Source organism: Buchnera aphidicola (Chaitophorus sp. 3695), assembly GCF_964058985.1.
Taxonomy (GTDB): Bacteria; Pseudomonadota; Gammaproteobacteria; order Enterobacterales; family Enterobacteriaceae; genus Buchnera_J; species Buchnera_J aphidicola_BQ.
This window is the reverse complement of record NZ_OZ060379.1, coordinates 440,701-461,293: the sequence shown is the minus strand read 5'-3', so window position 1 is coordinate 461,293 and position 20,593 is coordinate 440,701. Positions and strand designations below refer to the sequence as shown.

Here is a 20,593-nt window from a genome sequence, read left to right as displayed (position 1 = left end):
TATATTAAATTAATATAATTCTTTATTTTTTTTTTTTTTTTTTTGTAAGATTTTTAAGTATTAAAAAAAAATAATTTATCTAATTTATTTTTTAATTATAATTAATATTTTTATAAATATTAGTAAAAAAAATTTTTTATTATTATATTATATTTTTAAGAATATATTTATAGATACGCCTGTAGCTCAGTTGGATAGAGCACTATTTTCCGAAAATAGAGGTCTCAGGTTCAAATCCTGTCAGGCGTATATAAATAGAATTATTATTATTTATATTGATAATTTTTTTAATTTATAATATATTTATTTAAATACAAATAAATTTGGTGGCTATAGCTCAGTTGGTAGAGTCCTGGATTGTGATTCCAGTTGTCATGGGTTCAAACCCCATTAGCCACCCCATAAAATTATATTTAATATTTTTTAAAAAAAATTAAATATTTTTATTTATAAATAATTTTATCGGCGAATAGCGCAGCTTGGTAGCGCAACTGGTTTGGGACCAGTAGGTCAGAGGTTCAAATCCTCTTTCGCCGAAATAATAATTTAAAATATTATATTACTTCAAATCTTTAAAAAATTTTTTTATAAATTGAAATATTTCACATTTATTTCTTTTGCAAAACCATTTATTTTTAATATATTCAAAATAATATCCTTTATATTTTGTAGCAATCCAAATTTGTTTTAAAAATTCTTGTTTACTAATAATTATTTCTTTTTGACATTTAATACTTATTTGAATGATTTGAAAATTAGATTCATAATCTATATCCATTTTCCCATTATAATTATCTAAATATTTTTCTATTTTGAAAAATATTTTATTAACTAAATTATTAAATTTAAATGTATTTATTTTTTTTATTTTATCTTTTTTAATCATATTTTTTCCAGAAAGACAATTTTAATATTATTTAATAATATTTTTTCTTTATTATTAAAATTTTATTATAATAATTTTTATTTTTTTTATATTAGTTTTTTTTTATCTTCTTTAAATTACATTAATTTAAATTTAAATATAATATTATGCAAAATAAACTATTTTTTTCTAAAATGCATGGTTTGAAAAATGATTTTATGGTAGTAGAAACTTTAACTCAAAAATTTTTATTAACAAAAAAAATTATTCAAAAATTATCGCATCGTTATACAGGTATAGGTTTCGATCAATTATTAGTTATTGAATCTCCTAAAATTAAAAATACTGATTTCAATTATCGTATTTTTAATTCTAATGGATTAGAAGTAGAACAATGTGGAAATGGAGCAAGATGTTTAGCTAAATTTGTTTTTCAAAAAAAATTTATCAAAAAAGATAGAATTATAGTAAGCACTAAGAATAGAATTATGACTTTGAAAATTAAAAAAAAAAATAAAGTTTTAGTAAATCTTGGAACTCCAAATTTTAATCCAAAAAATATTCCTTTTTTAAGTTCAATAGAAAAAAATATATATTCTTTAAAAATTAATTCTACAAAAGTTTATTTTGGAGTTGTTTCTGTAGGAAATCCGCATTGTGTAATTATAGTTAATGATATTTTAACGGCAAAAGTAAAAGAAATTGGTTCTATTTTAGAAAGTCATAAATTTTTTCCTAATAAAGTGAATGTAGGATTTATGCAAATATTAAATCGAAATAATATATCTTTACGTGTCTTTGAAAGAGGAGTTGGAGAAACACAATCTTGTGGTAGCGGTGCATGTGCAGCAGTTATGATCGGAATTAAACAAAATAAATTATCGAATATAGTTCATGTAATATTAAAGGGAGGAAGTATTACTGTAAAATTTAATCCAAAAAAAAATTGTATATATATGCTTGGATCTGCTGATCATGTATATGATGGATATATATATTATTAAAATTTTTTATATTAAGTTTTTAAATATTTATTTTTAAAAAATTTTATAGATTCATAAAAAAATGTAATTAAAGGAAATTTAGATGTGTCGAAATATCATACAGATAAAGGTTATGCAAAAAAAAAATACTTTAAGAGCTCAGTATGTCAAAAAAATGTATTTAAAAAATTATATCCAAAAAGATACAAAAGAATTTTATAAAGTTGTAATATCTTTATTTTTAGCTGGTTTTTCAACTTTTTCAATTTTATATTCTATACAGCCTATTTTACCTATTTTTTCAAGAATTTTTTTTTTAACTCCTGCAGAAAGTAGCTTATCATTATCTATTGCAACCGCTTCTATGGCTTTTGGAATATTATTTATTAGTCCAATTTCTAATAAGTTAGGTAGAAAAAATGTTATGTCAATTTCTTTATTAATTGCTGCATTTTTGACATTAATATGTTCTTTTTCTACAAATTGGATAGAGATTATTATTATTCGAGCACTAATTGGTATATCTCTAAGTGGAGTAACATCGGTTGCTATTATTTATTTAAGTGAAGAAGTAGATTTAAAGATTTTACCATTATGTATTGGATTATATATTAGTGGAAATACTATTGGTGGTTTTGTAGGAAGATTAATTAGTAATGTAATTGTTCGTTTTTTTTCATGGCGTTATGTATTTATAGTTATTGGATCTGTATCTTTATTTTTTACAATATTATTTTTTTTAAATTTACCTCAATCAAAAAATTTTAAAAAATCTGTTATAAATTTTAAATCTTGTATAAAAAATTTTTTTATTCCATTTAAAATACAATCTTGTGTAATATTTTTTATAGTTGGTTTTCTTTTTATGGGAAGTTTTGTAGCTTTGTTTAATTATATTGGATACAGATTTATTATGAAACCATTTTTATTTCATCCAATATATATATCTTTTTTGTCAGTAATATATTTGATTGGTGTATATAGTTCTCCTAAAGCAAGTCTTTTATCTGAAAAATATGGAAGAATGAATGTATTTATTGGAGCTTTATGTTTAATGATTCTAGGTGTAATGTTTACATATTATAATTTTATTATTTTAATATTATTTGGTTTAATATTATTTACTACTGGTTTTTTTATTGCACATTCTACAGCAAGTAGTGCAATTAGTATTATGTCTAAAAAAAATAAATTAGATATGTCTTCTTTATATTTTTTTTTCTATTATTTAGGTTCTAGTTTATTTGGAAGTTTTGTTGGTATATTTTGGTTTTATTGGGGATGGAATGGTGTTTTTTTAATATTAAATTTAGTGTTAATCTTAAGTGTAATACTTATTAATAAAATTAAAGATGATATATAAATTTATTATTTAATAATATATATAATGAATTATATTTAATTTTTTTTTAAAATATTTTTTATTCAAAAATTTTAAATTAAAAAAATTTAGTTTTAAAAAATTTTAATTTTAAAAATTTTTTTAATTTATAAATTTTTTTATAATTTTTTTAAATATTTGAAATATTTGAAATATTTTTTTGTATTATAAGTATAATTAAATTTTATTTAAAATTCTTAATTATAATAAATGTATTTATTTTATATAAATAATATGAATTTTATTAAAAAAATTATTTTATTAAATTAAATTTTTATATTTATTAAATTATATAATTTTAATTATAAATTTATAAATATTAATAAAATTATTTAATTTTTTTAAAATATTAATTATTTTTAATATGAAATAATTTTATTTTTTTTTTTTAGAATTTTTATTTAATATATTTTATTATCAAATATTCTTATAATAGTAATGATTTATAAGATTTTTTTAATATAAAAATATTTTATAATTTTTTAATATAAATTTAAAAAAAAAAAGAAATAAAAAATATATAATTTTTTTAAGAATTTGTATTTAAAAATTTAAAATATTTTTAAATAAATTTGATATTAAGGAATTAATATATGATACATAATTTTTATGTGAAAATGAAAATTAATCCAAACAATGATAATAATTTTTCTTATATGAATCAAAAAGTTTACATAAATTATGATATAAGTAAAATTTTATCTCAAGAAAAAAATATTAATAAAATTCCAAATATATTTTTTGAAAAAAAGTTTAAAACAGATGCTAAATTTACTTATGAAATGAATAATTTTATTATGTATACACAAATTTTTTTTAAAAATAAATTATATTCAACATATAATAAATTACACTCTGATATAACATATAAACCACAGTTTTTAAATCAAAAAAATAATATACAAAAAGATCATGATGAAGACAAATATTGTTTTAATAGTTTACAAATAAAATTATTAGATATTTGTAATTTAATTTCAGATTCATCTTATCAAGATAGTATTTTTATGCCTGAAATAAGTAATATAAATTGGATTAATATAGAAAATATAATTGATCCACAATCAAATGCGATGTTATTAGAAGATTTACAAATAAATTTTAATTTTTTAAAAAAGACTCATCATTTAAGTGTAAATTTTGATTTAGATGATTTAAAAAATACTCATTATCAATTTAATGATGTGTATGTAGATTCAGAATTTTCTAGAGTAGTAACTGAAAGTTTGCAAAAAAACTTTCCAAATTTAAAAGATAGACAATTAATTTCTAATTATTCTAATCATAAAATTTTATCTGAAGCTGTAAAAACTTTTTTAAGTTTATTTCCACAATTTAAAAATTATCCTCAAATAGATGGATCCACTACTTATATTATAAAAAAATTATCAGATGGAAACATTGCATTTACGTTATTATATCATTCTCGTTTAATCAATCCTAATATGACATTAAGTTTTCCTTTTAAATATTTTGGAATTCGTGCACAGTGTATTTTATCTAAAGATAGTATTCCAGTTGCTCAATATTCTTATTTTCTTCAATAATCTTACATTTTTTTTTAAAAAAGTATAATATTATAAAAATTATTAAAAAAAAACAGAGTACATATTTTAAAATATGATATTTTGCACTCTGTTTTATTTTTTATATTAAAAATATTTTTTAGGAAGTTTATTAATTACATCAATTTTTTAAAATATTTTTTATTAAAATTTAAAAATATTAAATATATAGAAAATAAAATATTATATAAAAATATATTTACCAATAATTTTCTCTAGTAATATTTCCAGGTTTTTTTCGAAGATTTTTTGTCATATTTTTTTCTTTAACTAAAATTTTAAATAAATCTTCAACCATATTAGGATTTCCACATAACATAATATTAGAGTTTTTTGGATTCATATTTATAGAGATATCTTTTTCAAGTTTATTATTTAATAATAGTTTTTGAATTCTTCCATAATAAAAATGTTGTTTATTTTCTCTACTAATTGTAATGATTGTTATTAATTTTCCTTGATATGTTTTTTTTATATTTTGAATTAATTTTAAATATTTTAAATCAGAAAAATATCGTACTGAATGCACTAAAATAATTTTTTTAAATTTTTTTGTATCATTTTTTTCTTGTAATATAGAAAGATATGGACCAATTGCAGTTCCAGTAGAAAACATCCATAAGATTTTTGATGGTTTAATTTCTTTCAGAGTAAAAAAACCATAAGATTTTTTAGAGATTAAGATTTCTTGTTTTATTTTTAAGCTGGCTAGTTTTTTACTCATTATTCCGTTTTTAATTAATGTTATAAAAAACTCTATTTTATTTGATTGAGGAGGATTGACAAATGAATAAGCTCTTTGAATTTTTTTATGCGTATATGAATTTTCAATACGTATTTTAGAAAATTGTCCAGCAATAAATTTATCTATTGGAGCTTTTAAAGATATATATAATAAATTTTTTTTCCAATATTTGATTTTTTGAACTTTAGCTTTTACCCATAAGGTCATATATATATCCTGTAAATTATATTTTTTAAATATTAATATATCGTTTTATTTACATATTAATATTTAAAATTTAAATTTCTATATTATTAAAAATTTTTTATAATTTTCTATAAAATAGAATAAAATTTTTAAATACAAATTATAATTGATAAAAATAATTTTATAAAATATATTTATTTAAATCTTCTTTAGAAATTAGTTGATTTAAATGTTTTTTAACATAACTAGAATTAATAATAATATTTTTTCCATAATTTTCACTAGCATAAAAAGATATTTCTTCTATTAATCTTTCTAACACTGTATATAATCTTCGTGCTCCAATATTTTCCATACTTTCATTAATTTTCCATGATGTTTCAGCAATTTTTTTAATTCCATTTTTTGTAAATTCTATATTTACGTTTTCTGTCTTTAGCAAAGCTTTATATTGTGTAGTTATTGAAGCTTTTGGTTCTGTTAAAATTTTTTCAAAATCATTTATAGTTAATGCATTTAGTTCAACTCGAATAGGTAGCCTGCCTTGTAATTCAGGTATTAAATCTGATGGAGAAGATATTTGAAATGCTCCAGAAGTAATAAATAATATATGATCTGTTTTTACAGTACCATATTTAGTTGAAACAGTACAACCTTCTATAAGAGGTAATAAATCTCTTTGTACTCCTTCTCTAGATACGTCAGGTCCTGAAGAATTATTTCTTTTACAAATTTTATCGATTTCATCAAGAAAAACTATTCCATTTTGTTCTACTGCATGAATAGCATTTTTTTTTAAAGATTCAGGATTAATTAATTTTGAAGCTTCTTCTTCAATCAAAAGTTTCATAGCATCTTTTATTTTAAGTTTTCTTATATTTTTTTTTGATCCACTTAAGTTTTGAAATAATGATTGTAATTGATTAGTTAATTCTTCCATTCCCGGAGGTGCCATAATTTCAATTCCCATAGAAGATCCTAAGACATTTATTTCGATTTCTTTATTATCTAATTTTCCTTCTTTTAATTTTTTACGAAAACTTTGAATAGTTTTTCTAGGGCGTTCGTTGGTTTGATCATTTTCTTTTAAATGTTTTTTTGCACCTGGAACTAAAACATCTAAAATTCTTTCTTCTGCAAGTTTTCTAACTTTTTTTTTATTTTCTTGTAGAGTTTGTACTCGAAGCATTTTAATTGAAATATCTGTTAGTTCTCTAATAATAGAATCTACTTCTTTTCCAACATATCCTACTTCTGTAAATTTTGTTGCTTCTACTTTAATAAATGGAGCATTAGCAAGTTTTGCTAATCTTTTAGCAATTTCTGTTTTTCCTACTCCTGTTGGTCCAATCATTAAAATATTTTTTGGAGTAATTTCATTTCTTAATTCTGGATTTAATTGCATTCGTCTCCATCTATTTCTTAATGCAATAGCGACTGCTTTTTTTGCTTTATCTTGACCAATAATAAATTTATTTAATTTTTTTACTATTTTTTGAGGAGTCATATTAGGCATATTTTTTCCTTATTCTTCTATCGATAATTCTTTTATAGTAAAATTATGATTTGTATATATACAAATATCAGCAGCAATTTTTAAAGATTTTTTTACAATGGTATAAGCATTAAATTCTGTATTTTTTAGTAAAGCTAATGCTGCAGATTGAGCGTAATATCCTCCTGATCCAATTGCTATTATATTGTTTTCTGGTTTAATAACATCTCCATTTCCTGTAATTATTAATGAATATTTTTTATTAGCAACTGCTAATAGTGCTTCTAATTTTTTTAAAATTTTATCATTTCTCCAATCTTTAGCAAGTTCTATAGCTGATCTTTTTAAGTGTCCATTGTACATAGCTAATTTTTTTTCAAATAATTCAAATAAAGTAAATGCATCTGCTGTACTTCCTGCAAAACCAGCCAATATTTTATTGTGATATAAAGATCGAACTTTTTTAACATTACTTTTCATCACTGTATGGCCTAAAGTTGCTTGTCCGTCTCCACCAATTACTATTTTATTTTTAGATCGCACGCTTAATATAGTTGTCATTTTTTTTTCTTTATAAAAGTTTTTTAAAAAATTTTAAATTAAATTATTATATTTTTATATTTTTAAAATTATATAATTTTATTTTTCTAAAAATAAATATTTATTTTTTATATTTAATATATTATATTAACTCTATACATTTTTTTTATGGGAATTTTTATGAAAAAAAATATTCATCCTAAATATTTTTCTAATTCTGCACGTTGTTCTTGCGGGAATATTATTACTTTTTTTAATACTTTAGGAAAAGATATAAATTTAGATATATGTTCTAAATGTCATCCATTTTATACAGGAAAACAAAGAATTATTGATACCGGAGGAAGAATTGAATTATTTAATAAACGATTTAATATTTTAAAAAAATAAATATTTTATAAATAAAAAAATAATATAAAAATATTAAATAATTGTTTTATTTTTAAAAATATTATTTTAATAAATTATTAATTTATTAATGAAATATATGTTAAAAATTTTTTTATAATTTTAAATATATAATAAATACATTATTTAATATTTCTATATTATAAGTGATTTAAATAAAGTTATTTATTATGTATCCATCCATTGAATTGTATTTTTTAAGATTTTTTCTCCTATAGGTGTTAAAATAGATTCAGGATGAAATTGAAAACCACATATTTTAGAAATATTATCTCGAACAGACATTACTATATTTTTTTTTTGTGCATTAATAATAAAATTTTTTGGAATATTTTTGCAAATTAAAGAATGATAACGTGCTACTTTCATTGGATTTTTTATATTATGAAACATTTTTTTTTGATCATGATATATTAAAGAAGATTTTCCATGAATAATTTTTTTTGTATGACAAATCTTTCCTCCATATAATTGTATGATTGCTTGATAACCTAAACATATTCCTAAAATAGGAATTTTATTTTTAAAAATAGAAAGTATTTGCATCATATTTCCTGCTTTTATTGGATATCCTGGACCTGGAGATAATATTAATATAGGATTTTTCATATGAGAAATTTTTTTTATAATTTCTGATATAGATACATTATTTCTATACACAGTAACTTTACTTGAATTTTTTCTTAATAAATCTACTAAATTATAAAGAAATGAATCAAAATTATCTAAGAGTAATATTTCAGACATGTGTTTATATTTTCCTAATTCATTTATAATCATTAATAGATTTAATTACAGCATATGCTTTATTCCATGTTTCTAAACATTCTTCTCGAGGAATAGAATTTAATACGATTCCTGCTCCAACTTGTATAGTAGCAATGTTTTTTTCAATATAAGCAGATCTAATAATTATACAAGTGTTAAAATTTTCTTCTCCAGTAAAATATCCAATCGATCCTCCGTAACTCCCTCGTGTTTCTTGTTCTATATTTGCAATTAATTTCATAGCTTTAATTTTTGGTGCACCTGTTAAAGTTCCCATATTCATGCATGCACGATAAGCATGTAAAATATCTAATTTTTTTTTTAAAATTCCAGTAATAATTGAAACTAAATGCATTACATGTGAATATTTTTCTACTTTAATTAATTTTTTTACGTATCTACTTCCTGTTTTACAAATTCTAGATAAATCGTTTCTTGCTAAATCTACTAGCATAATATGCTCTGATAATTCTTTTTCATTTGTTTTCATTTCTAATTCTATTTTATTATCTAAATCATAATTAATATCTCCGTTTTTAAATCGTCCTCTAGGCTTAGTTCCTGCTATAGGATGAATTTCTATATTTCTAGTATATGGATCATATTTTAAAAAACTTTCAGGAGATGCTCCAAATAATGTAAATTCTTCATCTTGCATGAAAAACATATAAGGACTAGGATTATTTTTTTTTAAATTTTTATATGAATATAATGGTGATAAACATTGCATATAAAATTTTCTAGATGGAACGATTTGAAATATATCACCGTTTTTGATATATTTTTTTGTATATCTTATTATTTTTGAAAATTGAGTATCATTTTTATTGCATGTGATTTTAGAATTATTTTTTTTATATTTAATTGAATTAAATTTTTTTGTATTAATTATTTCTTTAATAAATTTAATTCTTTTTCTAATTTTATTTATTTCATAATTTTTTTTATTAAAAATTGTAGATTGAATTATACATTTTTTTTTTGTATGATTAATAAAAATCATTGTTTCAGATAAATAAAAACAAAAATCTGGACATTTTTGTACTTTTTTAATTTTTGGTAATGATTCAAAATACGATATTAAATCATATGAAAATAAACCTCCAAAAAAAATAGATTTTGGATATTTTTTTATATGTTTAATATTATCTTTAATTATTCTAAATATATCAAAAACAGATTTTTCTTTTAATTTAGAATCTTCATCTATATTTTTATTTAATATATTTGGAAATTTTAGTTCTAAAATATTTTTTTTTTTTTTTTTTTTAATATATTTTGGAATAATTAATTTTAGATATTTAATAAAATTAGATCCATTTTTTGTTAATGATTTTATGTAAACAATATTTTTTAATAAAGATATTCTTAATGCACTATCTATAATAATAATACTTTTTAAAATTTTTTTATTGCTTACATTAGCCGATTCTAAAAGTAATGTATTTTTATTAGTTTGACAAATATGATTAAATATTTTTAATGGATTTTTATAATAATTAGATTTTTTTTGAATGACTTTAATTTTACATTTCCTATTTTCCATTTTTTTTTCCATGTTTTTTTATAAAAAATAAATAATTATTTGAATATAATAAAATAATTTTAGATTTTTATAAAAATATTTTTAAAAAGTTCTTTGAGAGAAATTTTATACAATATTATTTATATTAATCAAATTTTAAAAAAATAAATATTTATATTTTATAAAATATTTTTAAAGTGATTCATTAACATCATTTATAAATAATTTATTCAGAGCAGATTGTTATAATAAAATTTTTAAATTATATGCAATATTTTTATAATATATAAATTTTTAATTTAATAAACTTTAAAATATTTTATATTTTAAAAATTATTTTCAGATTTTAAATAAATATTAAAAAATTTATTTTTTTTAAAAAAAATATATGTTTAAAAATTATATGATTTAAATAATTTATTTCATTATATTAATTTTTTATTTAATAAATTTATGTTTTATTAAATTTTTTTATAATGTTTAAAAATTTGAGCGGGAAACGAGTCTCGAACTCGCGGCCTTAACCTTGGCAAGGTTATGCTCTACCAACTGAGCTATTCCCGCATATGAAGATTTGATCGGAATAAAATTTTTTTAAATATACTTATAATTATATCTTATATAAATTATATTTTCAAGTTTTCTATAAAAGACATAATTTTTTAGATTGGATTCTTTATATTAAAAAAATTTTTTTTATAATATCTGAGTTCTAAAATAGATTCTTGAATATCATATAATGCAGAATGTTTATTAGCTTTATTAAATTTTTTAAATGAATTTTGATTCCATCTTGAACAGAGTTCTTTTATAGTACTTACATCGATATTTCGATAATGAAAATATGATTCTAATTTTGGCATATATTTTTTTAAAAATTCTCGATCTTTCCAAACAGTATTTCCACATATAGGAGATTGATTTATTGGAACCCATTTTTTTAAAAATTGAAGAATTTCTATTTCAGTTTTTTTTTCATCATATTGACTATAAACAACTTTTTGAATCAGTCCGGTTTTATTGTGAGTTCTTTTGTTCCAATTGTTCATTCTTTCTAAAATTTTTTTAGGTTGATAAATACTAATTACTGGACCTATTTTTAAAACATTTAAATTAGAATCTGTAATTATTACTGCAATTTCTAAAATACGATTTTTTAAATGACATAAACCTGTCATTTCTAGGTCAACCCAAATTAAATTTCTTGCGTAATTATTTTTAATATTCATATTTTTTTAAAAATTATTTAAGTAAAATATTAGATATATAATATAATAAGATGAAAAAGATTTTTTTAAAAATTTATTTTATAAAATTAGTATATTATTTATATTTTATTTTTATAGATATATATTTATTTAAAATTACTATATTTTTAAAATTTTATTATTTTAAAAAATTGCAATATGAGACAAATTATGAAAAGTTTAAATCCTACGACTACTAAATCTTGGAAAGATTTAAAAAAACATTATTTAAAAATAAAAGATATCCATTTAAAAGATTTATTTCAGAATGATTCTAATCGTTTTGAAAAATTTTCTTTAAATTTTAAAGATATAATTTTGTTTGATTATTCTAAAAATAGATTAACTACTAAAACTATGTCTTATTTATTAAATTTAGCACAAGAATTTAATTTAAAAGATTCTATTTTATCTATGTTTGAAGGTAAAAAAATTAATTTTACAGAGAATAAACCAGTTTTACATACTGCTTTAAGAAATTTTCATAGAAAAAATATTATTTTAAATAAAAAAAATATTTCATTAGAAATAAAAAATGTTTTAAAAAAAATTAAATTATTTTCAGATGCTGTCATTAATAAAAAATGGAAAGGTTACAGTGATAAGTCTATTACAGATGTAGTAAATATTGGTATTGGTGGATCAGATTTAGGTCCTTTTATGGTTACTGAAGCATTAAAACCTTATAAAAATCATTTAAATATGCATTTTATTTCAAATCTTGATGGAACTCATGTAATAGAAACTTTAAAAAAAATAGATATGAGTACAACAATTTTTTTAATTTCTTCCAAAACTTTTACTACACAAGAAACTATAACAAATGCTAATACAATTAAAAAGTTATTTTTAAATCAAAATAAAGTTTTAGAATCTGATATGTCTAAACATTTTTTTGCTATATCTATGAATAAAAATGAAGTATTAAAATTCGGTATTTTAGAAGAAAATTTTTTTCCTATATGGGATTGGGTAGGTGGAAGATATTCTGTGTGGTCAGCTGTAGGTTTGTCTATTGCTTTATCTATTGGATATAAAAATTTTTCTTTATTTTTAAAAGGAGCTGATGTAATGGATGAACATTTTTTAAATACTCCTTTAAAAAAAAATATTCCAGTATTATTAGGTTTAATTAGTATATGGTATAATAATTTTTTTAATGCTCAAACAGAAGCGATATTTGTATATGATCAATATATGTATAAATTTTCTACATATTTACAACAAACAAATATGGAATCTAATGGAAAAAATATAGATCGTAATAAAAATATTGTATCCTGGCAAACTGGATCAATTATTTGGGGAGAACCTGGAAGTAATGGACAGCATTCTTTTTATCAATTATTACATCAAGGTACAAAATTAATTCCTTCAGATTTTATTATTCCTATCAATACTCATAATCAAATTAATAATCATCATATAAAGTTATTATCACATTTCTTTGCGCAAACGAAATCGTTAGCTTTCGGAAAATCTATAAAAGAAATTCTAAAAGATAATAATTTAGAAAAAAATACGTTCCAATATATAAGTGATTTAAATAATGATATAAATATTTATAAATTATGTCATGGAAATCAACCAACTAATTCTTTTTTATTAGATAAAATTACTCCTTATACTTTAGGTATTTTAATGTCTTTATATGAGCATAAAGTTTTTACACAAGGTGTAATAATGAATATATTTAGTTTTGATCAATGGGGAGTTGAATTAGGGAAATCTGCAGCTAATAATATTTTAAATGAATTAAAAAAAAAAAAATTAACTAAAAAATATGATTCTTCTACAAATGCATTAATAAATTTTTATAAATTAAATAAAAAATGAGATTTTTATTTTTTATAATAAATTTATTTTTATAATTTTAAAAAATAAGAAATATATGCATAAAAAAAAAAAAATAATTTTTCTAATGGGTCCAACTACTTCTAATAAAACTAAATTTGCTATAAAATTAACTCAAATTTTACCTATTGATCTAATTAGTGTAGATTCTGGTTTAATTTATAAAGAATTAAATGTTGGCACAGCAAAACCTAATTTGGAACAATTACGTATTGCTCCACATAGTTTAATTAACATAAAAAACATTACAGAGTATTATTGCGCACAATCTTTTAGAAAAGATGCTTTATGTGAAATTGAAAAAAGTCTTTCTAATAAAAGAATTCCTTTATTAGTAGGAGGAACCATGTTTTATTATCATGCTTTAATACATGGTTTATCTCCTTTACCTTCGAGAAATATTCATATTAGAAAAAAAATTTTAAAAAAATTTTATTTGAAATCTCAAGATGATTTATATAAAAAATTACTATCTATAGATCCTATTTCTGCATCACGAATTCATCCTAATGATTTTCAAAGAATATTAAGAGCATTAGAAGTTTATTTTTTATCAGGAAAGACAATGAGCGATTTAATAAAAAATCATACATATAAATTTCCATATCATGTATTACGATTTATTTGTTTTCCGAAAAATAAATACATTTTGCACAGAAAAATAGAATATAGATTAAGAAAAATGTTATCTTCCGGTTTTAAAGAAGAAGTAGAGAATTTACTTATTAATAGTAATTTTAATAAAAACAATCCAGGGATGAAATGTTTAGGATATCGAGAAATGTGTGACTATCTTTTAGATAAAATTAGTTATAAAGAAATGTTTTATAGAACACTCTTATCTACTAAAAGATTAGCAAAAAATCAAATTACTTGGTTAAAAAAAGAACAAAACTCTTTTTGGTTAGACAGTGAAAAACTTACTTCTATAAATTTTATTATAAAAAAAATTTGTACGTATTTTAATAAAAAAAACAATAAATATTACTGATTAATTTATTATATATTTATTTCAGATAGATATTTTACTCTTTAAAATTTATAATTTTAAAGATTTTTTTAAAGTTATTTATTTTTATTTAATTTTTATATAATTCATAAAATTATAATAATTAATTCTACATTGAAATATTTTTTAAATTATTTTATATAATATAAATTTATTTAATAATAAAATACAATGTTTTTATTTTATTTGTTTAAAATTATATTAAAAATTTTATATAAATATATTTATATCAAAATTTCTATTAAATATAATTAATAATTAAAAAATATAATTGATAAAACAAATATAATTTTAGTATATAAATATAAATAGTATAATACTATATTATAAATATATTTTTTTGTATTATAAATACAAATTTTGGAGTAAATAAATTTTGATTAATAGTATTGTTATTTTAGGTATACAATGGGGTGATGAAGGAAAAGGTAAAGTTGTTGATTTGTTATCTAAAAAATCTAATTATGTAGTTAGATATCAAGGAGGAAATAATGCTGGTCATACTTTGTTAGTTAATAAAAAAAAAACAATTTTACATTTAATTCCTTCATGTGTTTTACATAAAAATGTGATTGCTGTATTGGGAAACGGTGTTGTAGTATCTTTAATAGATTTAGTAAATGAAATTAATTTTTTAAAAAAAAAAGGAATATTAATAAAAAATCGTTTAATATTATCTCCGTCAATTCCTTTAATATTTAAATATCATATTAAATTAGATAAAGCTCGTGAATCTAGTATTTTAAATAAATCTGTTATTGGTACTACGCATAAAGGAATTGGACCTGCGTATGAAGATAAAATTTCTAGACGCGCAATTCGAATGAATGATTTATATAATTTAGATTATTTTTATAATCTTTTAAAAAAAAACGTAAAATATTATAATTTTCAATTAGAACATTTATATCATAAAAAAACTATAAATTTTAAAAAAATATTTAATCAATCAATAACAGCATTTGAAAAAATTAAACATATGATTCAAGATGTTTCATATTTATTAAATAATAAAATTGATAAAAATAAAAAAATAATATTTGAAGGTGCTCAAGGTTCTCTTTTAGATATTGATCATGGAACATATCCATATGTAAGTTCTTCTAACAGTAGTATTGGAGGAGTGATTACTGGTACAGGTATTGGTATTAATAAAATTAAATATATTATTGGTGTATCTAAAACATATTGTACAAGAGTTGGAAACGGTCCTTTTCCAACTGAAATATTTAATCATATTAGTAAATATTTATGTACAAAAGGAAAAGAATTTGGTGCTACGACAGGAAGAAAAAGAAGAATTGGATGGTTAGATTTATTTTTACTAAAAAAAATGATATTAATTAATTCTTTATCTGGATTATGTTTAACAAAAATAGATGTTTTAGATTATTTACCAGAAATTAAGGTTTGTACTAAATATCTAGATAAAAATTCTAATAAAGAAATATATTCTTACCCTTTTACTATAGAAAACTGGAGAAATATTATACCAGTTTATAAAACTTTTAAAGGATGGAATCAATCTACAAGAGGTTTAACTTTATTTTTAGATTTACCTATAGAAGCACAAAATTATATTAATTTTATTTCATCTTTTTTAAATATTTCAATAGATTTAATTTCCACAGGACCTAATAGACATGAAACGATTATAAATAATAAGTTTTTAAAAGATTTTATTCAGTAAAATGAAATTTATTTAAAAATAATTTTGTTTTATGTTGTAGGTGTATAAATTAAAATATATAAATTAAATAAAATTTTTAATACTATAATATTAATATTATTAAAAATTAACTTTATATTTAATAGGATAATTAATATTAAAATATTTAAAAACAAAATAAATTTTATTAAAGTGTATCAGAAAGCTTTGAGAAAATATAATATTCCTTCAAAATGGTCAAAAAATGTAAAAAATGAAGTAAATATTATTAAAAATAAAGATATATCTAAAGAAATATATATTAGAAAAGACTTAAGATTATTTCCCTTTATAACAATTGATGAAGAAAATTCATATGATTTTGATGATGCTATTTACTGTTATTTAATAAAGAATACTTTAAAATGGAAGTTATTAGTAGCTATTTCAGATGTTAGTTTTTATATAAAAAAAAATTCTATTTTAGATAAAGAAGCGTTATGTCGAGGAACATCAATATATTTTCCTTTAAAAGTTATACCTATGTTTCCAGAAGATTTATCTACAAATTTTTTATCTTTATTACCAAATAAAGATCGTTTATGTGTAATTTGTGAAATGACTTTATCTGAATCTGGAGATTTAATTAAATATAAATATTATGAAGCTATTATTCAATCGCATGCTAGAATTACATATAAAAATATTATAAAAATATGGAATAAAGATCATTTTTTATGTCATAAGTTTAAAAAAATAAAAAAATCTTTAATAGATTTAAATAATTTAAATAATATCTTATTAAAAAATAAAATGTTAAAAAAAATTATTTCATTTAAAAATGATGAACCTTATTTCGTTTTTAATACTTTTCATATGATAGAAAAAATTGTATTACAAAAAAGAACTTTAGCACATGATTTAGTAGAATCTTGTATGTTATTAGCAAATAAAGCTTCTGCTTTGTTTATACATAAAAATAATACAATATCTTTATTTAGAAATCATGCATATCCAACATATCATAAAATTAAAAATTTTAGAAAAATTTTAAATAAATTTAATTTGAGATTAAAAGGAGGGAAAAAACCTATTTTAAAAGATTATTTTCAATTATTACACCAATTAAGAAATAAACATTTTAAGGAAATAATTGAATTATCTTTGTTAAAATCTACAAAAAAAGCTTTTTATAGTGAAAAAAATCTTGGTCATTTTGGTTTAGCAGAAAAATTTTATACCCATTTTACTTCTCCAATTAGACGTTATTCAGATTTGATTATTCATAGAATTATTAAAAATATTATATATTTTCAAAAGAAAAATATTATTCAAAAAAATATTTTTTTCAAAAAAAATGTATATAATTTAAAAAATTTAAAAAAAATTGCAGAAAAATGTTCTATATCTGAAAAAAAATCAGATAAAGCATGTAAGTTTGTTATAAATATATTAAAATTTGAATTTATAAAGAAAAAAATTAAAAAAAAATTTTATGGGATAGTTTCTCATATTACAAAATTTGGACTTTTTGTTAGAATAAATAATTTATGTATAAATGGATTAGTTCATGTTTCTACATTAAAAGATGATTATTATTATTATAATAAAAATACAATGATTTTACACGGGAAATATTCTAAAAAAAAATTTTTTATTGGAGATCAAGTTTATGTAAAATTAATTTCTATTGATCCAAGAAAGCAAATAATTTATTTAAATTTAATATAATTATGTTTAAAAATATTTTTTTAAATCTCTATATTTCTTGTGTTAAGATAAGATTATATTTTTGTAAAATGATTTAATTAAAAATTTTTAAAATTAAATATTATATATTATAAATGTATATATTTTAAATATTTAAATTATTAGGTTATCTTATAATTATTTTAATAAAAATTTTTAAATAAGGAGATTATTTAAGTGCGTCATTATGAGATCATATTTATGATTCATCCAGATAAAAGTGAAAAATCAAATACTATTGTAACAAATTATACAAATATTATTAAAAAATTTTCAGGAAAAATACATCGTTTAGAAGATTGGGGAAAAAGACATTTATCATATCCAATTAATAAATTAAAAAAAGCACATTATATTTTAATGAATATAGAAATTTCACAGAAAAATATAAAAAAAATAGAAAATTTATTTAAATTTGATGATGCTATTATAAGAAATATGATTCTTTCTATGAAAACAGCAGTTTTAGAAGTTTCTTCGATATTAAAAGAAAATAATGTAGAATCAAATAAAAAAGAGTCAATAGTAATCAAAAAAATAAATTAATAATTTTTAAATATTTTATAAATAAATTTTTATAAATAATTTTTTAAAATATAAATAATAAGGATTCAAAATATGGTTAGATATTTTCGTCGTAGAAAATTTTGTAAATTTACTGCAGAAGGTATTAAAGAAGTAGATTATAAAAATATTTTAATTTTAAAAAGTTATATTACTGAAAGTGGAAAAATTATTCCTAGTAGAATTACTGGAACTAAAGCAAAATATCAACGTCAATTATCAAAAGCAATTAAAAGAGCTAGATATCTTGCTTTAATTCCATATACAGATCATCATAAATAATTTTAAAATTTAATTTAAAATTGTAATTTTAATGTAATATATATTTTTTTATATTTATTAGGACACTTTTTATGAAAGTAATTTTAATCACTTCTTTTAGAAATTTAGGTGAAGTAGGAGAACTTATACAAGTAAAATCAGGTTATGCAAGAAATTTTTTATTTCCTAAAGAAATTGCTTTACCTGCTATTAAAAAAAATATAGAATATTTTGAAAATCGTAAAAAATCTTTAGAAGCAAAAAAAATTAAAAAATTAAAAATAGCTAATTTTCGTATTCAAGAAATTAAAAAAATTAAATCTATTAAAATATTTGCTAAATCTGGAGATAAAGGTAAATTATTCGGATCAATCAACACAAGAGATATTTCTAGAAAATTAAATAAAATGGGAATTAAAATACATAAATCAGAATTAAAATTAAAAAATGGAGGATTGCGTTCTATAGGAGAATATGTAGTTTTATTCCAACCACATAAAGATATTTATACAAATATTAAGTTAATTATTTTACCTAAAGAATAGTTATTTTTGTTTCAATTAAATCTTTTATTATAATTTCTATATATTATAATATTCCAATATAAATATTTTATTTTTCTAAAAAAAAATATAAAAAAAAAAATGAAAAATATTGATATAAAAATTTTAAATAAAAATATAAAACATAAAAAATTATTTCCAAAGTATGCGACTTTAGGATCAGCAGGAATCGATTTAAGAGCATCCATAATCAGTGAAATTAACATAAAACCTAATCATTCTTATTTATTTCCAACTGGTATCTCTATATATATTAAAGATATGTCTATAGGAGCGATTATTCTTCCGCGTTCTGGATTAGGACATAAATACGGAATTATATTAGGAAATTCAGTAGGTTTAATTGATTCAGATTATCAGGGAGAAATTATGATTTCTTTATGGAATAGAAGTTGTAATAATTATCTTATACATCCATATGATAGAATTGCACAAATAGTTTTTATTAAAATTGAACAAGTAAAATTTAATGTAGTTCAGAGTTTTTCAGATCAAAGTGTAAGAGGTAAAAGTGGTTTTGGACATACTGGACAGTAAATTTTTTTATTCTAGATAACTTTTTTCTTGATGTTTGATAAGAATATTTAATTGTTCTTTTAGAATATTTTTATTTTTTAAATATAAAATAATATCGTTTATGTCAATTATTGAAGATATTTGACATAAATATTTATTTTGAATTTCTTTTTTTGCAGATATTTTATTTTTTTGATGTTCTTTTCTATCAATTGCAACTAAAATATGTAATATTTTAGAATTTTTATTTTTATTTATAATGTTTATTGCATTTTTTATTGCTGTACCAGCAGTAATTATATCATCTATAAGAACAATTCTTCCTTGTATTTTATGACCTACAATTTCGCCTTTTTCACCATATTTTTTTATTTCTTTTCTATTAAAAGAATATGGTATATTTAAATTAAAATCATTTTTTAATGCTAGAATTGTAGAAATTAAAATAGGAATACCTTTATAAGCAATTCCAAATAATACATCGAATTTTATATTTAAATTTATTAAGGCTTGAGCATAGAATTTTCCAATTTTTTTTAGATCGTCTCCAGTAGAAAGTAAAGACATATTAAAAAAATATGGACTTTTTTGATTAGATTTTAATACAAAATCTCCAAAAATTAGAATTTTTTTATTTAAAATAAATTCAATAAATTGATTTTTCCAGATTTTCATTATAAACCTTTGTTTTAATTCAAAATTTTGTATTTTTTTATAAATT

General features: G+C 19.2%; 20 protein-coding genes and 4 tRNA genes. 15 read left to right on the top strand and 9 right to left on the bottom strand.

The genetic code is table 11. The features are described from left to right. The first annotated feature begins 175 nt into the window (after positions 1-175). From AB4W58_RS02210 to AB4W58_RS02200, 3 genes are all read left to right on the top strand, one after another. Positions 176-249: transfer RNA gene (locus AB4W58_RS02210), tRNA-Arg, on the top strand. Between the two features lie 77 nt (positions 250-326). Then, positions 327-402 (top strand) — tRNA-His (locus tag AB4W58_RS02205). A 61-nt stretch (positions 403-463) separates the two neighbouring features. Continuing rightward, positions 464-537: transfer RNA gene (locus AB4W58_RS02200), tRNA-Pro, on the top strand. Positions 538-559: 22 nt separating this feature from the next. Here AB4W58_RS02200 and cyaY read toward each other — a convergent pair. After that, on the bottom strand, positions 560-886 hold the full coding sequence (gene cyaY / locus AB4W58_RS02195; protein WP_367674047.1) for an iron donor protein CyaY: 327 nt from the start codon (positions 884-886) through the stop codon (positions 560-562). Between the two features lie 146 nt (positions 887-1,032). Between cyaY and dapF the strand changes: the two genes are divergently transcribed. The 3 genes from dapF (at position 1,033) to AB4W58_RS02180 (ending at position 4,776) form a co-directional block, all read left to right on the top strand. Continuing rightward, on the top strand, positions 1,033-1,869 hold the full coding sequence (dapF, locus tag AB4W58_RS02190; protein WP_367674046.1) for a diaminopimelate epimerase: 837 nt from the start codon (positions 1,033-1,035) through the stop codon (positions 1,867-1,869). A gap of 82 nt (positions 1,870-1,951) precedes the next feature. Next, the gene (locus tag AB4W58_RS02185; RefSeq protein ID WP_367674045.1) at positions 1,952-3,211 is read left to right on the top strand and encodes an MFS transporter; all 1,260 of its coding nucleotides are present in this window, start codon (positions 1,952-1,954) and stop codon (positions 3,209-3,211) included. Positions 3,212-3,822: 611 nt separating this feature from the next. Continuing rightward, complete coding sequence (locus tag AB4W58_RS02180; RefSeq protein ID WP_367674044.1) at positions 3,823-4,776, top strand: hypothetical protein; 954 nt, start codon at positions 3,823-3,825, stop codon at positions 4,774-4,776. Between the two features lie 217 nt (positions 4,777-4,993). Here AB4W58_RS02180 and AB4W58_RS02175 read toward each other — a convergent pair whose 3' ends face one another. The 3 genes from AB4W58_RS02175 to hslV all read right to left on the bottom strand — a co-directional run bounded on the left by AB4W58_RS02175 (position 4,994) and on the right by hslV (position 7,781). Continuing rightward, on the bottom strand, positions 4,994-5,746 hold the full coding sequence (locus tag AB4W58_RS02175; protein WP_367674043.1) for an FAD-binding oxidoreductase: 753 nt from the start codon (positions 5,744-5,746) through the stop codon (positions 4,994-4,996). A 160-nt stretch (positions 5,747-5,906) separates the two neighbouring features. Further along, on the bottom strand, positions 5,907-7,241 hold the full coding sequence (gene hslU / locus AB4W58_RS02170) for an ATP-dependent protease ATPase subunit HslU (protein ID WP_367674042.1): 1,335 nt from the start codon (positions 7,239-7,241) through the stop codon (positions 5,907-5,909). Between the two features lie 9 nt (positions 7,242-7,250). Continuing rightward, a complete protein-coding gene (hslV, locus tag AB4W58_RS02165) occupies positions 7,251-7,781 on the bottom strand; it encodes an ATP-dependent protease subunit HslV (RefSeq protein ID WP_367674041.1) in 531 nt (176 codons plus the stop codon). A gap of 159 nt (positions 7,782-7,940) precedes the next feature. Here hslV and rpmE point away from each other — a divergent pair, with 159 nt between their 5' ends. Further along, positions 7,941-8,150 carry a 50S ribosomal protein L31 gene (gene rpmE, locus AB4W58_RS02160; RefSeq protein ID WP_367674040.1) on the top strand — a complete coding sequence of 70 codons (210 nt, stop codon included), beginning with the start codon at positions 7,941-7,943 and terminating at the stop codon, positions 8,148-8,150. Positions 8,151-8,336: 186 nt separating this feature from the next. Here rpmE and AB4W58_RS02155 read toward each other — a convergent pair whose 3' ends face one another. The 4 genes from AB4W58_RS02155 to orn form a co-directional block, all read right to left on the bottom strand. Next, entirely contained in the window at positions 8,337-8,915 is a 579-nt protein-coding gene (locus AB4W58_RS02155) for an aminodeoxychorismate/anthranilate synthase component II (RefSeq protein ID WP_367674039.1), read from the bottom strand. A 19-nt stretch (positions 8,916-8,934) separates the two neighbouring features. Then, positions 8,935-10,482 carry an anthranilate synthase component 1 gene (locus AB4W58_RS02150; RefSeq protein WP_367674038.1) on the bottom strand — a complete coding sequence of 516 codons (1,548 nt, stop codon included), beginning with the start codon at positions 10,480-10,482 and terminating at the stop codon, positions 8,935-8,937. Between the two features lie 470 nt (positions 10,483-10,952). Continuing rightward, positions 10,953-11,025, bottom strand: a tRNA-Gly gene (locus tag AB4W58_RS02145). A gap of 98 nt (positions 11,026-11,123) precedes the next feature. Next, positions 11,124-11,690, bottom strand: coding sequence for an oligoribonuclease (orn, locus tag AB4W58_RS02140; protein WP_367674037.1), 567 nt, complete (start codon positions 11,688-11,690; stop codon positions 11,124-11,126). A 189-nt stretch (positions 11,691-11,879) separates the two neighbouring features. Here orn and pgi point away from each other — a divergent pair, with 189 nt between their 5' ends. The 8 genes from pgi (at position 11,880) to dut (ending at position 19,893) form a co-directional block, all read left to right on the top strand. Next, entirely contained in the window at positions 11,880-13,544 is a 1,665-nt protein-coding gene (gene pgi, locus AB4W58_RS02135; protein ID WP_367674036.1) for a glucose-6-phosphate isomerase, read from the top strand. A gap of 55 nt (positions 13,545-13,599) precedes the next feature. Next, entirely contained in the window at positions 13,600-14,553 is a 954-nt protein-coding gene (gene miaA, locus AB4W58_RS02130; RefSeq protein ID WP_367674035.1) for a tRNA (adenosine(37)-N6)-dimethylallyltransferase MiaA, read from the top strand. A gap of 394 nt (positions 14,554-14,947) precedes the next feature. Beyond that, positions 14,948-16,261, top strand: a complete 1,314-nt coding sequence (locus tag AB4W58_RS02125) for an adenylosuccinate synthase (protein ID WP_367674034.1) — start codon at positions 14,948-14,950, stop codon at positions 16,259-16,261. 48 nt (positions 16,262-16,309) lie between these two features. Beyond that, complete coding sequence (locus AB4W58_RS02120) at positions 16,310-17,950, top strand: VacB/RNase II family 3'-5' exoribonuclease (RefSeq protein ID WP_367674255.1); 1,641 nt, start codon at positions 16,310-16,312, stop codon at positions 17,948-17,950. A 195-nt stretch (positions 17,951-18,145) separates the two neighbouring features. Next, the gene (gene rpsF, locus AB4W58_RS02115; protein ID WP_367674033.1) at positions 18,146-18,514 is read left to right on the top strand and encodes a 30S ribosomal protein S6; all 369 of its coding nucleotides are present in this window, start codon (positions 18,146-18,148) and stop codon (positions 18,512-18,514) included. A 72-nt stretch (positions 18,515-18,586) separates the two neighbouring features. Then, entirely contained in the window at positions 18,587-18,814 is a 228-nt protein-coding gene (gene rpsR / locus AB4W58_RS02110; RefSeq protein WP_367674032.1) for a 30S ribosomal protein S18, read from the top strand. Between the two features lie 71 nt (positions 18,815-18,885). Then, entirely contained in the window at positions 18,886-19,338 is a 453-nt protein-coding gene (gene rplI, locus AB4W58_RS02105) for a 50S ribosomal protein L9 (protein ID WP_367674031.1), read from the top strand. A gap of 99 nt (positions 19,339-19,437) precedes the next feature. Then, positions 19,438-19,893 carry a dUTP diphosphatase gene (dut, locus tag AB4W58_RS02100; protein ID WP_367674030.1) on the top strand — a complete coding sequence of 152 codons (456 nt, stop codon included), beginning with the start codon at positions 19,438-19,440 and terminating at the stop codon, positions 19,891-19,893. Between the two features lie 6 nt (positions 19,894-19,899). On the opposite strand, the gene pyrE is transcribed toward dut, so the two are convergent. After that, positions 19,900-20,547, bottom strand: a complete 648-nt coding sequence (pyrE, locus tag AB4W58_RS02095) for an orotate phosphoribosyltransferase (RefSeq protein ID WP_367674029.1) — start codon at positions 20,545-20,547, stop codon at positions 19,900-19,902. Positions 20,548-20,593 lie beyond the last annotated feature (46 nt).